The 13,729-nt window shown below is 69.4% G+C and carries 12 protein-coding genes; 5 read left to right on the forward strand and 7 right to left on the reverse strand.

Annotated elements, in window-relative coordinates:
• The first annotated feature begins 104 nt into the window (after positions 1 to 104).
• Both DDZ18_RS02830 and DDZ18_RS02835 read left to right on the forward strand, forming a co-directional pair.
• Positions 105 to 491 carry a DUF302 domain-containing protein gene (locus tag DDZ18_RS02830; RefSeq protein WP_109251830.1) on the forward strand — a complete coding sequence of 129 codons (387 nt, stop codon included), beginning with the start codon at positions 105 to 107 and terminating at the stop codon, positions 489 to 491.
• A 258-nt stretch (positions 492 to 749) separates the two neighbouring features.
• A complete protein-coding gene (locus tag DDZ18_RS02835; RefSeq protein WP_109251831.1) occupies positions 750 to 1,043 on the forward strand; it encodes a GIY-YIG nuclease family protein in 294 nt (97 codons plus the stop codon).
• 206 nt (positions 1,044 to 1,249) lie between these two features.
• Here the strand turns inward: DDZ18_RS02835 and gyrB are convergent, their stop codons facing one another.
• Positions 1,250 to 3,661, reverse strand: coding sequence for a DNA topoisomerase (ATP-hydrolyzing) subunit B (gyrB, locus tag DDZ18_RS02840; RefSeq protein WP_109251832.1), 2,412 nt, complete (start codon positions 3,659 to 3,661; stop codon positions 1,250 to 1,252).
• Between the two features lie 81 nt (positions 3,662 to 3,742).
• Positions 3,743 to 4,366 carry a LysE family translocator gene (locus DDZ18_RS02845; protein WP_109251833.1) on the reverse strand — a complete coding sequence of 208 codons (624 nt, stop codon included), beginning with the start codon at positions 4,364 to 4,366 and terminating at the stop codon, positions 3,743 to 3,745.
• Between the two features lie 412 nt (positions 4,367 to 4,778).
• On the opposite strand from DDZ18_RS02845, the gene DDZ18_RS02850 reads away from it, so the two are divergent.
• Positions 4,779 to 5,921, forward strand: a complete 1,143-nt coding sequence (locus DDZ18_RS02850) for an acyl-CoA dehydrogenase family protein (RefSeq protein WP_109251834.1) — start codon at positions 4,779 to 4,781, stop codon at positions 5,919 to 5,921.
• 3 nt (positions 5,922 to 5,924) lie between these two features.
• Here the strand turns inward: DDZ18_RS02850 and DDZ18_RS02855 are convergent, their stop codons facing one another.
• The 4 genes from DDZ18_RS02855 to DDZ18_RS02870 are packed head-to-tail and all read right to left on the reverse strand — an operon-like array spanning position 5,925 to position 9,488.
• Complete coding sequence (locus DDZ18_RS02855) at positions 5,925 to 7,211, reverse strand: polyhydroxyalkanoate depolymerase (RefSeq protein WP_109251835.1); 1,287 nt, start codon at positions 7,209 to 7,211, stop codon at positions 5,925 to 5,927.
• A gap of 47 nt (positions 7,212 to 7,258) precedes the next feature.
• Positions 7,259 to 7,918: an SCO family protein gene (locus DDZ18_RS02860; RefSeq protein ID WP_109251836.1), complete on the reverse strand. Its 660-nt coding sequence runs from the start codon at positions 7,916 to 7,918 to the stop codon at positions 7,259 to 7,261.
• Between the two features lie 8 nt (positions 7,919 to 7,926).
• A complete protein-coding gene (locus DDZ18_RS02865) occupies positions 7,927 to 8,727 on the reverse strand; it encodes an ABC transporter permease (RefSeq protein WP_109251837.1) in 801 nt (266 codons plus the stop codon).
• Positions 8,724 to 9,488, reverse strand: a complete 765-nt coding sequence (locus DDZ18_RS02870) for an ABC transporter ATP-binding protein (protein WP_109251838.1) — start codon at positions 9,486 to 9,488, stop codon at positions 8,724 to 8,726. Before DDZ18_RS02870 ends, DDZ18_RS02865 begins: the two co-directional genes overlap by 4 nt.
• A 71-nt stretch (positions 9,489 to 9,559) precedes the next feature.
• On the opposite strand from DDZ18_RS02870, the gene DDZ18_RS02875 reads away from it, so the two are divergent.
• Both DDZ18_RS02875 and DDZ18_RS02880 read left to right on the forward strand, forming a co-directional pair.
• The gene (locus tag DDZ18_RS02875) at positions 9,560 to 10,915 is read left to right on the forward strand and encodes an ActS/PrrB/RegB family redox-sensitive histidine kinase (protein ID WP_109251839.1); all 1,356 of its coding nucleotides are present in this window, start codon (positions 9,560 to 9,562) and stop codon (positions 10,913 to 10,915) included.
• Positions 10,916 to 11,042: 127 nt separating this feature from the next.
• Positions 11,043 to 11,552, forward strand: a complete 510-nt coding sequence (locus DDZ18_RS02880) for an ActR/PrrA/RegA family redox response regulator transcription factor (RefSeq protein WP_109252211.1) — start codon at positions 11,043 to 11,045, stop codon at positions 11,550 to 11,552.
• 1 nt (position 11,553) lies between these two features.
• Here the strand turns inward: DDZ18_RS02880 and DDZ18_RS02885 are convergent, their stop codons facing one another.
• Positions 11,554 to 13,662: a DUF3857 domain-containing protein gene (locus tag DDZ18_RS02885; protein WP_109251840.1), complete on the reverse strand. Its 2,109-nt coding sequence runs from the start codon at positions 13,660 to 13,662 to the stop codon at positions 11,554 to 11,556.
• Positions 13,663 to 13,729 lie beyond the last annotated feature (67 nt).

Genomic DNA, 13,729 nt, shown 5'->3' on the forward strand with positions numbered 1-13,729 from the left:
ACCTGTCCCCGCGAAGGCGGGGAAGCCCAAGGACCGAGCGGAGTTGAGGCCGCTCCGGAACTCCGCCGATCCGCGCGCGTTTCCGGCGAAACAGGAGAGAGTCCATGAGCTACTACATCGCCCGCACCGTGCCCGAGACCGACGTCGACGCCGTCGAGACGCGCGTGCGCGAGGCGCTGAAGTCCGAGGGCTTCGGCGTGCTCACCGAGATCGACGTGGCCGCTACGCTCAAGGCCAAGATCGGCCGCGATTTCCGCCCCTATCGCATCCTCGGCGCCTGTAACCCGGAGATGGCCCACCAGGCGCTTCAGGCCGAGGACAAGATCGGCGTCATGCTGCCCTGCAACGTCATTCTCCAGGAGGCGAAGGGCGGAACCGAGATCGCCGCCGTCGATCCCGTCGCCTCGATGCAGGCCGTGGAGAACGACTCTCTGGGCGCGATCGCCGGCGAGGTGCGCGACGCGCTCAAGCGCGTGGTGGAGAAGGTTTGAGGCTGATTCATCCCTGAATCCCCGGCCGAGCGAAGCGAGCGCCGGGGCCTCTTTGAAGTCAATCGCGACGAGGTCCCGGATCGGCGCTGCGCGCCGTCCGGAATTTCATCCACATTGCAGCACTGAAACCCCGGCCGACCGAAGGGAGAGCCGCGGCCTCCGGGAGGATCTCCGCCACGAGGTCCGGATCGCCGCTTCGCGACTTCCGGGAGTTCAAATACAATCAAAAGTCGTTAATCGCGCAACTCGAGTTCGGCGATGTACGGCGCCTGGGTCTATATCCTCACCAACCGGCCGTATGGGGTTCTCTATATCGGCATGTGCAACGCCGAGCTGATCCGCCGCATGTGGGAGCATCGCTGCGGCGCCGGCAGCCGCTTCACCGCAAAGTACAATCTGACCCGGCTCGTCTATTTCGAGGGGCATGTCGACGTTATGGGGGCGGCTGAACGCGAGCGCCGCATGAAGAAATGGCGGCGCGCCTGGAAGATCGAACTGATCGAGTCGGTCAATCCGGATTGGCGCGACCTCTATCCGGATCTGCTGACCTGAAAGCCCGGCCGACCGCAGGAAGAGCCGGGGCCTCTGGGAGGACAATCGCCGGGAGGTCCCGGATAACGGCTTCGCCGTTTCCGGGATTTCAGTTCAGCTCAGTTCCTGAAACCCCGGCCGAGCGGAGCGAGAGCCGGGGCCTCATGGAGGTTAATCGCGACGAGGTCCCGGATCGGCGCTGCGCGCCGTCCGGGATTTCAATGCGATCAAACATCCACCTCGGCTTCGAGCGCGAATTCCTGGATGAACTCGCGGCGGGGCTCGACGACGTCGCCCATGAGCCGGGAGAACAGCTCGTCGGCGGTGTCGGCCTCCTTGATCGAGACCTGGAGCAGCGAGCGCGCCTCGGGATCGAGCGTGGTCTCCCAGAGCTGGTCCGGGTTCATCTCGCCCAGCCCCTTGTAGCGCTGGATCTTCATGCCCTTGGCGCCGGCCTTCTGAACGGTCTCCACGAGCCCCCACGGCCCGTAGACCACGGTGTCGACGTCCTTGCGGCGGAACACCGCCGGGCCGTCGTAATCGCCGGCGATCGCGCCCGCGCGTTCCTGCAGGCGCTTGGCGTCGGGGCTGGCGAGGATCTTCTCGTCGAGCACGACGGTCTCGGTCACCCCGCGCACCTCGCGCTTGAGCACCAGCGCGCCCTCGGGCGCGACGGTTCCATGCCAGTCCTGCTCCCCCTCGTCGGACGACCGCGCCAGCCGGGCCGCCGTCGCGTCGGCCTGGTCCTGCGTGACGTCGGGATGCAGCGCGCCCGACAGCGCGGCGGCCTCGAGCGCGAAGGCGGGCGCGCGGGCGGTCAGCCGCTCCAGCGCGAGCACCACGCCGCGGGCCTGCTTGACGCGTTCGGCGAGGTCGGCGCCGGTGAGCACCTCGCCGTTCTCGAGTTCGAGGCTGGCCTCGTGGGAGCCTTCCTCGATCAGCGAGTTGTCCATCTCGGCCTGGTCGGTCATGTAGCGTTCCGACTTGCCGCGCGCGACCTTGTAGAGCGGCGGCTGGGCTATGTAGAGATGGCCGCGCTCGATCAGCTCGGGCATCTGCCGGTAGAAGAAGGTCAGCAGCAGCGTGCGGATATGGGCGCCGTCCACGTCGGCGTCGGTCATGATGATGACCTTGTGGTAGCGCAGCTTGTCGATATCGAGCTGGTCGCGCCCGATGCCGGTGCCGAGCGCCGTGATCAGCGTGCCGATCTGGTCGGATGACAGCATCTTGTCGAAGCGCGCGCGCTCGACATTGAGAATCTTGCCCCGAAGCGGCAGCACGGCCTGGAAATTCCGGTGCCGGCCCTGCTTGGCCGATCCGCCCGCGGAGTCGCCCTCCACGATGAACAGCTCGGACTTCGCCGGATCCTTCTCCTGACAGTCGGCGAGCTTGCCCGGCAGCGAGGTGATGTCGAGCGCGGACTTGCGGCGCGTCAGCTCGCGGGCCTTGCGCGCGGCCTCGCGCGCGGTCGCGGCCTCGACGATCTTGGTGATGATCGACTTGGCCTCGGCGGGGTGCTCCTCGAACCACTCGGTGAGCTTTTCATAGACCAGGCCCTCGACGGCCGGGCGAACCTCGGAAGAGACCAGCTTGTCCTTGGTCTGGGAGGAGAATTTCGGGTCGGGGACCTTCACCGACAGAACGCAGGTCAGCCCCTCGCGCGCGTCGTCGCCGGTGATGGCGACCTTGGCCTTGGACGCGATGCCCGAGCTGGCGGCGTAGTTGTTGATCACCCGGGTGAGCGCGCCGCGGAAGCCGGCGAGGTGGGTGCCGCCGTCGCGCTGGGGGATGTTGTTGGTGAAGCACAGCACCGTCTCGTGGTAGCTGTCGTTCCACTGCATCGCGATGTCGACGCTGACGCCCTCGCGCTCGCCGGTGAACAGCACCGGGTCGGGGAAGAGCGGGTGCTTGGTGCGGTCGAGATGGGCCACGAAGGCCGCGACGCCGCCGTCATACTCCATCACCTCCTCGACCGGCTCGGCCTCGCGCTCGTCGCGCAGCACGATGCGGACGCCGGAATTCAGGAAGGCGAGCTCGCGCAGCCGGTGATGCAGCCGGGCGCGGTCGAAATTGATGTCGGAGAAGGTCTCCTGGCTGGGCAGGAAGCGCACGCGCGTGCCCGAGCGGTCCGGCGCGTCGCCGACGACCTTGAGGTCCTCGCCGTTATCCGGTTCGCCGTGGCGGAACCGCATGAAGTGTTCCTTGCCGTCGCGCCAGATCGTCATGTCGAGCCATTCGCTCAACGCGTTGACGACCGACACGCCGACGCCGTGCAGACCGCCGGAGACCTTGTAGGAGTTCTGGTCGAATTTCCCGCCCGCGTGGAGCTGGGTCATGATGACCTGGGCGGCCGAGACGCCCTCCTCCTCGTGGATCTGGGTGGGCACGCCGCGGCCGTCGTCCTCGACGCTGGCCGAGCCGTCGGCGTGCAGCGTCACGGTGACCTGCGAGCAATAGCCCGCCAGCGCCTCGTCGATGGCGTTGTCGACGACCTCGTAGACCATGTGGTGCAGGCCCGAGCCGTCGTCTGTGTCGCCGATATACATGCCGGGGCGCTTGCGCACCGCGTCGAGGCCCTTGAGGACCTTGATCGATTCCGCGCCGTATTCGCCGTTATTGGGGTTCGATTCATCCGTCATGCGCCCCTTCTAAACTGCGTCGGGGCCCATGGCCATCGCGCGCACGCATGCGCGCGCACGCGTACGTACGCGCGCGAGGCGCTAGCGAAAAAGCAGCACGACCGCCACGGCGGCGAGAATGGTCCCGGTGATCGCGTCGGCCCAGCGCTTGACGCCCTTCGAGGTCAGCCAGTCCCGCGCCCGGTGGGCGAGGCCGACATGCACCCCGGCGACGAGAAAATACATCGCCAGCATCATCCCGATCATCGCCGCGTAGACCGCCGGCGTGACGGCGGAGAGGTCGAAGAAGGCCGGCAGGAAGGACAGGTAGAAGACGATCGGCTTGGGGTTGGACAGCGGCATCGCCACGCCCGCGGCGTAAGTCGCCGCCAGCCCCAGCCTTGTGCGCGGACGGACCCTGCGCGCGGCGGCCTCGGGGTCGAGCGCATTGCGGAACGCGCCCCAGGCCATCCAGCCGAGAAAGCCCGCCCCGGCCAGTTTCGCGACCCAGGTCCAGCCGCCGAGCGACCCCGCCAGCGCTGTGAGCCCTGTCACCGCGACCGTCAGCCAGAAAATGTCGCCGGTGATGATCCCCGCCCCGTAGACGAAGCCGTGGACCGGGCCGCGGTCGAGCGTGCGCGCGACCATCGCGGCGTTGCCGGGGCCGGGGGTGAAGAAGAGCACGAAGATGGCCGCGGCGAAGGCGGCCAGGGCGGGGGCGTCCATGGCGCGGACCTAGCGCGCGGCGCGGAGGAGGGGAAGGCCGCGCCGCATCCCTTGGCCCGCGCCCCCACCCCGACCCTCCCCCGCGAGCGGGGGAGGGCTGGCGCGGGGTGAGCTGAAATCCCGGACGCGCCGCAGGCGCGATCCGGGACCGCCTCGCGATTGATCGCCGCGAGGCCCCGGCTCGCTGCGCGGCCGGGGGTTCAAGGGCTGCTATGCCACTCGGCCCTCGTCCTTCGAGACGCCCCGATCCCCTCATCCTGAGGAGGCCGCGGAGCGGCCGTCTCGAAGGACGGGGATCGGGGCCCTCAGGATGAGGGCCTTTCGCGGAAGAAGGAGGGACGCGCGCCCCCGCCCCGCTGACAGGGGTCGGCGAAAGCCGCTACGCTCGCCGCTCCAGCCCCGGAGCCCGCCCATGCAGAGCCCCTTCGACACGCCCGAGCGCCGCGCCTGGCGCGAGACCGTCCGCCGCTTCGCCCGCGAGGAGATCGAGCCTTTCGCCGACGACTGGGACGAGGCCGGCGACTTTCCCTGGAGCCTGCACGAGAAGGCCGGCGAGATCGGCCTGTTCGGCTTCGGCATTCCCGCCGACTATGGCGGGCTCGGCTTCGACGACGCGCTGATGCGGCTGGACAGCGGGATCGCGCTGGCCTGGACGGGCGCGGGCGGGGTCAACGCCTCGCTGGGATCGCGCAACATCATGACCGCGCCGATCGTCGAGCTGGCGAGCGAGGCGATCAAGAAGCGCGTCCTGCCCGAGATCGTCTCGGGACGCGCCGGCGGGGCGCTGGCCATGACCGAGCCCTCGGGCGGCTCGGATCTTTCCCGCATGAAGACGACGGCGAAGCGCGACGGGAACGGCTGGCGGCTCAAGGGCGAGAAGACCTTCATCACCGGCGGGATGAAGGCCGGCTATTACGTCGTCGGCGCGCGCACCGGCGGCGAAGGCTTCGGCGGGATCTCGCTGTTTCTCGTCGAGGCCGGCGCCGAGGGCTTCGCGCGCACGCCCATCGAGCGCAAGATGGGCTGGTGGGCGTCGGACACCGCGACGCTGCATTTCGACGACTGCTTCGTGCCCGCCGAGAACCAGCTCGGCGAGGAGGGCGCCTGCCTGCTGTCGATCATGAACAATTTCAACTACGAGCGCCTGGCGCTGGCCGCCGGCTGCCTCGGCATGGCGCAGCGCTGCCTCGCCGAGGCCGTCGGCTGGGCGCAGGCCCGCCAGACGTTCGGGCGCAGGCTGATCGAGCACCAGGCGGTCCGCCACAAGATCGCGGAGATGAGCGCGAAGATCGACGCGCTGGAGAGTTATCTCCTGCACATCGCCTGGGCGATCAACGAGGCCGAGATGCCCGTCGCCCAGCTGTCCAAGGCGAAGTTCGCCGCCTCCAAGACCGCCGAGTTCTGCGCGTCCGAAGCCATGCAGATCCTGGGCGGGGCGGGCTATCTCCGGGGCCAGCCCGTCGAGCGCATCTATCGCGAAGTCAAGGTGATGGCGATCGGCGGCGGCTCGGAGGAGATCATGAAGGATCTCGCCGTCAAGCAGATGGGGCTCTGAGCCCTACGCCGCCTTCTTCTTTTTCGCAGAGCCTCGACCGGCGTGCTTGCGCATGAAGGCCTTCATGCGCGGGGCGATCTCTTCGCGGAAGCGCCGGCCGTTGAACACGCCGTAATGGCCGACGCCGTCCTGGACATGGTCTTCCTGCAGCGCGTCGGGCAGGCCCGCGCACAGCGCATGGGCGGCCTGGGTCTGGCCGATGCCGGAGATGTCGTCCTTCTCGCCCTCGACGGTCATCAGCGCGACGTCGGCGATCGCCTCGGGCCGGACCGGCCGGCCGCGATGGACCATCTCGCCCCGGGCCAGCCGGTGCTCCTGGAACACGTCCCGGATGGTCTGGAGGTAGAACTCCTCGGTCAGGTCCATCACCGAGAGATACTCGTCATAGAAGCCGCGATGCTTCTCCGCGCTGTCGCCGTCGCCTTCGACCAGGTGATTGAAGAACTTGTAGTGGGCGTCGACATGGCGCTCGAAATTCATGTTGATGAAGCCGGTGAGCTGCAGAAAGCCCGGATAGACCCGCCGCATCGCGCCGGGATAGGGCGCGGGTACGGTGTGGATGAGATTGTTCTCGAACCAGGAATAGGGCCGCTCCTCGGCCAGCTTGTTGGGAACCGTAGGCGACTCGCGCGCGTCGATCGGCGAACCCATGAAGGTCATCGAGGCCGGCCGGGCGGGATCGCCGTCCTCGGCCATCAGGGAGACCGCCGCCAGCACCGGCGGGCCCGGCTGGCACACCGCGACGACGTGGACCTCGCCCGGGATCGCCGCGATCATCTCGCGGACATAGTCGACATAGTCGTCGAGATCGAAGCGGCCCTCGATCACGGGGACCATGCGCGCGTCGGTCCAGTCGGTGATGTAGACCTCGTGATCGGGCAGGAAGGCCTCCACCGTGCCGCGCAGCAGCGTGGCGTGGTGGCCCGACATCGGCGCGACCAGCAGCACTTTGGGATCGTCGATCGCGCCCGGCTTCGTCTTGCGGGCGCGGGCGAGCTGGTCGCGGTCGCGGTCGAAGTGAAGCAGATCGCAGAACGGCTTCGACCAGACGGACTCGATCGCGATATCGACGGGTTCGCCTTCGATCTCGATCGGCGAGACGCCCCATTCGGGCTTGCCGTAATAGCGCGTCAGGCTCTCGAACACGTCGGCGGCGGCGGCCGCGGCGCGCCCGGCCAGCGTGTCGGAGGCGGGATGGAAGGGCGAGCGAAGCGCGCGGCGCGTGACGTTGGCGGCGGCCCGCCAGGGCAGCATCGCGGCGCGTGTGAGTTCGACGAACGAATAGAGCATGACGGAGCGCGTCCTGCCGGCGCGCGGCGAATTACCGCGCGACTCTGTCAGGAGCGTGCAGCGGTTTCCTCTAGAAAGTGTTGAAGACGGTCCGCGAGCGCGTCGGGCGCGGTCCCGTGCGGGAACACCTCGACGAACTTCCCCTCGCCGTCCATCAGGTAAATGACCGAACTATGGTCCATCAGATAATCGGACATCCCCTCCGATTCGATGCGCGCGTAGTAGACCCGGTACGCGTCGGCGGCATTACGGACCTGCGCGGGCGTTCCGGTCAAGCCGACCAGGTTGTCGGGGAAGGCCTCGGAGTCGACGTACCGGGCCAGCTGTTCGGGCGTGTCGCGCTCGGGATCGACGCTGATCAGCACGGGCTGGACGCGTTCGGCCATGTCGTCCGGCAACTGATCCAGCGCCGCGCCCATCACCTGCAGCGACATCGGGCAGATGTCGGGACAGTAGGTGAAGCCGAAATAGATCAGCATCGGCCGGCCGCGGAAATCCGCCTCGGTGACGGTCTCGCCGTGATGGTTCACCAGCGTGAACGGCCCGCCGATATCGGCCTCGCCGGAGACGCGGACCGGCCCCGACCGCGCCGCGCCGGCCTGGCTTCCGCCCATGTCGCGGGCGGCGAGGATCGCGAAGACCGCGACCAGGGAGACGGCCGCGGCGATCGCGGGAAGCAGCCATACCGGACGATTGCTGAAATTCATCGCCGACCTCACTCGCCGATCTGAACCAGGGTTCCGCTGCGTCGCGACGCGCGCAGCAGCGCGAAGTAGAGCCAGAGCCCGCCGCCGATCCAGACCGCGTTGAGCGCCGCGGCGGCGAGCAGATGCCCCGCGGCGAACGCGTTGTCGTTCACCAGCGCGCGGAGACCCTCGAATATATGGGCCGGCGGCAGCAGATTGGCCACCGGCTGCAACACCTCGGGCAGGGTCGCGACGGGATAATAGACCGCGCAGAACGGCGTCAGGCCGAACATGATCGCCCACGGCATGTCCTGCGCGCCCTGGCCGAAGCGCGTCACCAGGCCGGCCGCGGCGAGGCTCAGCGACCAGCCGAACACGACCAGGTTCAGCACGAATAGCGCGAGCGGCGCGCCGAGCCGGAAGACATTGAAATCGAACGCGAAGGCGGCCACGAGAACGGCGGGGATCATGGCCAGCGCCGTCTTCGTCACCGACACCACCATGAGGCTCGCCAGCAGCTCGCCGGGTCTGAGCGGGCTGACCAGCAGATTGCCGAGATTGCGCGACCAGATCTCCTCGAAATAGGCCAGCGAAAGCCCGAGCTGGCTGCGCCAGCAGATATCCCACAGAAGCACCGCGCCGAGGACGGCGGCGAGCACGGCCGCGCCGGGGTTCTCGATCGCGGTGAAGACGTGCAGCTGGATGAAGCCCCAGACCGTGATCTGCACCAGCGGCCAGTAGAACAGGTCCACCATGCGCGGCCACGAGCCGGCGATCAGCACCCACTGGCGTTCGACCAGGGCGCGGATGCGCGAGGCCAGCGCGTTCACGCCGCGTCCTCCGCGGTTCCGCGCGCGACATGGAGGAAGACCTCCTCGAGCGTCGTCCGCCCGTACTTGTCGAGCAGGGCGCGCGGCGAGGCGTCGTCGACGATGCGCCCGCTCTTCATCATCAGCACCCGATCGGCGAGGCGCTCGACCTCGCCCATATTGTGCGAGGCCAGCAGGATCGCGGCGCGATGGCGCGCCCGCCAGGTCTCCAGCGCGGAGCGCACCCAGTCGGCGGTGTCGGGATCGAGCGAAGCCGTCGGCTCGTCGAGCAGCAGGAAATCCGGATCGTTGACCAGCGCCTTGGCGAGCCCGACCCGCGTCGACTGGCCCGCCGACAGCGATCCCGTGCGCCGGTCCATCAGCGGTTCGAGCTTGAGCTCCGCGCACACCCGCGCGACCGCCTCGGCGGGACGGGCGAGGCCGTACAGGCGCGCGTAGACGGTGAGGTTGCGCCGCACGCTGAGACGCTTGGGCAGGTCGACATAGGGGCTCTGGAAATTCATCCGCGCCCGCGCCGCCGCGCCCTGGCGGGCGATGTCGTGACCGAGCACGGCGATCGTTCCCGCGCTGGGCGTGATCAGGCCGAGCAGCATGGCGATGGTGGTGGTCTTGCCCGCCCCGTTGCCGCCGAGCAGGGCGACGGTCTCGCCGCGCCCGATCGTGAAGGCGACGTCGTCGACGGCGGTCGCCGCGCCGAAGCGTTTCGTCAGGCCGCGGACCTCCGCGGCGGGCGCGTCATCGGGCCGCGTCGACCGGTTCATGGGCTTTCCATCTCATGCAGCGGGCGCGAAACTAGGAGCCCGTTCCCGCCGAATCCAGCATCAGCCTGCACATGCCCGACGCGCACGCCGACATCGCCGAGCCCGGCCGCGACCGCGCCGCTCCCGACGCCGCCCTGGTGGCCGTGTTCGGACGCGTGCGCCTGCGCACGCTCATCATCCTGCGCTGGCTGGCGGTCGCCGGCCAGACGCTGACCGTGCTCTTCGTACATTACGGCCTCGGCTTCGACCTGCCGATCGGGCCCTGCCTGGGCGTGATCGCGGCGAGCGTCTGGCTCAATTCCTGGCTCTCCTTCGCGATGGCCACCCAGCGCTTCGCCAAGGACTGGGAGGCGTTCGCCCAGCTCGCCTACGACGTCGTGCAGCTGATCGCGCTGCTGGGTCTGACCGGCGGGCTGACCAATCCCTTCTCGGTCATGCTCGTCGCGCCGATCGTCATCGGCGTGGCCGCGCTGCCGCCGCGCTGGTGGCTGCTGCTCGGCGCGATCGCCGCGGCCGGATCGGGCGTGATCGGCGTCGTGCATCTGCCGCTGCCCTGGGGCGACGCCGCGCCGGTCGTGCTGCCGACCATGTACCAGCTGGCAATCTGGACCGCGCTGGCCATCGCGATCGCCTTCACCGCGGTTTACGCTTGGCGGGTCGGCTCGGAGGCGCGCCGGATGAGCACCGCGCTGGCGGCCACGCAGACGGTGCTCGCCCGCGAGCAGCGCCTGTCCGCACTGGGCGCCCTGGCCGCCGCGGCCGCCCACGAGCTGGGCACGCCGCTGGCGACGATCCAGCTCACCGCCAAGGAGATGGCGCGCGCCGCGCCTTCCGACGACGAGCTGTTGCGCGAGGACGCCGAGCTCCTGGTCTCCCAGGCCGAGCGCTGCCGCGACATCCTCAAGCGTCTCTCCCAGACCCGCGAGGCGAGCGACGAGATGCATGAGCGCCTCGGCCTGCGCGAGGCGATGGACGAGGCCGCCGCGCCGCTGAAGGGGCTCGGCGCGGATATCCGCATCGAGCTCGAGCCGCCGCCCGACGCGCCGGAGCCGCCGGTGATGCGCCGCCGCGCCGAGCTGGTCTACGCCATGGGCAATTTCATCGAGAACGCGATCGATTTCGCCCGCGCGCAGGTCACCGTCACCGGCGCCTGGGACGCCGACACGATCACGGTGACGATCGACGACGACGGGCCGGGATTTCCCCCGGAGGTGCTCGCCAAGCTCGGCGAGCCCTACATCTCCACGCGCCCGGCCTCACCGGGCCAGGGCGGGCTGGGCCTCGGTGTTTTCATCGCTCAGACGCTGGTCGAACGGCTGGGCGGGTCGGTCCGGTTCGAGAATGTCGGCCGAGGCGGCGGCGCGCGGGTCGTAATCGCCTTGCCGCGCAAGCCGCTGGAGCGCTCGGCGGGCGACGGTGCTGCATGAGCGAAGACGGGCTTCGCTCTCGCGGCGAATTGTCCTATCTAACGTGTGAGAACGCGACATCCGCGCAAGGAGGCCGGAGACCGTGACCGAGCCAGGCGAGCTTGAGCTGCCCGAAGACAAGACCCTCATGGTCGTCGACGACGACGCGCCGTTCCGCAACCGGCTCGGCCGCGCGCTCACCGCGCGCGGATTCGAGGTCACGACCGTGGAGACAGTGAGCGAGGCGATCAGCCTGGCGCGCCGCGATCCGCCGGCCTTCGCCGTGGTCGATCTCCGGCTCGAGGACGGCGACGGCCTGGACGTGGTCAAGGCGCTCCACGACAGTCGCGCCGACTGCCGCGCCGTGGTGCTCACCGGCTACGGAAACATCGCCACCGCCGTGGCCGCGGTGAAGTCCGGCGCCATCGACTATCTCTCCAAGCCCGCCGACGCCGACGACGTCGTAAAGGCGCTGCTGGCTTCGCCGGACGCCAAGCCCGATCCGCCCGAGAACCCGATGAGCGCGGACCGGGTGCGCTGGGAGCACATCCAGCGCGTCTTCGAGCTGTGCGATCACAACGTCTCGGAGACGGCCCGCCGGCTGAACATGCACCGCCGCACGCTGCAGCGGATTCTCGCCAAGCGGGCGCCGCGCTAATTCACGACGCCTGGTTCTCCTGCTCCCACGCCTTCGTCGGCCACAGCGAGGGCTGCAGGATCGCGCGCATGCGCGACTGGCTCGCCAGGCCCCGGCTCGGATCGCCGATGATGAGCGGCATCGCGAACAGCGCGGCCTGCTGATGTTCGAGCGCGCGGCGGACGTCCTTGCCGGCGATCTCGGGGGCGAGCACTTCGACTTCATTGACGAGCGCGACCTCCGCGCCGCTGCGTTCGATGCGGCTGGCTTGGCGGAAGGCGGCGTTGACGAACTCCAGCGTCTCGGTCTCCGGCAGGCGGATCCCGTCGGTCCCTGACGGCGCGACCACCTCGATGCGGTGACGCACATGGTGCGGGTAGGGCAGCAGCACCGGGTCCTCGCGGCCCGGCGCGGCGAGCACCGCCATCGGCGTCGCGGCGTGGGCGGTGAAGGCGAAAACCGGCGCCTGGCCCGCGCCCAGATCGTGCAGCCGCACCCGGCGGACGCCCGAGAGCTCGCTCACATTCGCCTCGAGATCGCTCGACAGCGCGAACGGTTCGATCACCGTTTCGGTCTCGAAGCGCTGGGCGTAGATCGCGCCATGATTGCGGGCGAGGACTTCCGGGCCGGAGACCTCCTCGATCTGGCGAATGGCGTCCGCCCAGCCGCCGCGATAGCGCCAGCTCAGCTCGGCGCGCGCCATGGCGGGGTTCTCGGCGTCGAGCACATAGCGCTCGGTCACCTCGAGCAGCGGCGCGGCGGGCGCGACCTCCATCGCGGTCAGGTCGGTCTGACCGACCTCGGCGATCAGGGCGAAGCCGTAATCGGCCTGGCTCAGCGTTTCGAGGCTCCCGCCCTGCTCCGACCGGGTCGGGTCGAGCCAGTAGCGCCGGCCGTCGCGCTCCAGCGTTACGATGACGTGGTCGAAGGCCAGCGGCGACGGCGCCAGCGCGTCGAGCCCGCGCCCAACCGTGAGATTGGCGAGCGCGGCGTCGGCGTCGATGTCGAGCGCGGCGAGGATCGAGATTAGCAGCAGCGTCTTCGCCTTGCAGTCGCCTTCGCGCAGCCGGAGCGTCTCGTCGGGGCTGATCGGCTGATAGCCGCCCTGGCCGAGCGAGACGGCGAAATAGCGGATCTCGCGCTGGACGAAGCGCAGCGCTTCGACGACTCGTTCGTCGGGGTCGCGCGTTCGCCCGGCGATCTCGCGGGCGATCTCTTCCACCGCCGGGGTGACCTGCGGCTCGTAATAGGGCGCGGCCCATTCGGCGACCGGCTCCCAGCCGTCGAGCGAGCTCATCAGCGCGAAATCCGCAGGGAAGCGCCAGGGCGGGATCAGCGGGTCGACGGCCGTCGGCGCGTAGGCGCCGTCGTGCAGCGTCACGTCCTGCGCGCCGCCGGATTCGACGCTGTCATACCCGGCGAAGGCGCCGAAGGCGGACACGTTCGATCCCGCCGGCAGGCGTGCGGTCACATGCAGGTGCGCGACCGGCGCGGACGGCGCGCTCGGCGCGAAATTGGCCGCATGATCGAGCATGTCGTGCACGCCGACGACGCTGTAGCTCAGCTCGACGAGATCGCCGGCGCGCACGTCCGGCACGCGCACCAGCGCGGCGACCGCTCCGGTGACCATGGCCGTGGAGAGATCGGCCTGCGGGCGCGTCATGGTGACGACGAGGTCGTCCATCCGGTCCAGCCGCGCGCCGTCGCGATGCACGACCGCCTCGTGCAGGACCAGGTCCTGGTGGGCGGGGTCGAACTCGTAGCTGTAGGTCGAGGCGGTCCGGGCGCCGGCCGCCGACATCACCTGGAAGACCGTGCGGTTGAACGAGGTCGGGGTCTCGTCCGCGCCCTCGTACTGCTGGTCCCACAAGAGGACGCGCACGCCCTGGATGCGGGCGGCCTCGGCGGCGTCCGGGTCCGGGATCGCGACGGGATCGACCCAGTCGGGCGTCGGCCCGCGGCGCGGGCGCGCCTCGGCGACCTCGACGAATTCCTGGCCTTCGGCGCTGGTGCGCAGGTCCCAGGCGCGCGGCTCCGATCCGGCGAGCCGGTCCAGGCCGGTCAGCGCGGCGGTCGCCGCGATGCCGGCGAGCGCAGCGGCGACGATCGCGCGTATGAACAGATTGATCATGACGACACCCCCTCTCCCCGACGCGAACAATGGTTAACGCGGGAGCGGAGGTCAACTGAACGGCGAG

The organism is Marinicauda salina (assembly GCF_003122085.1).
In the GTDB taxonomy this organism is placed as follows: Bacteria; Pseudomonadota; Alphaproteobacteria; order Caulobacterales; family Maricaulaceae; genus Maricicauda_A; species Maricicauda_A salina.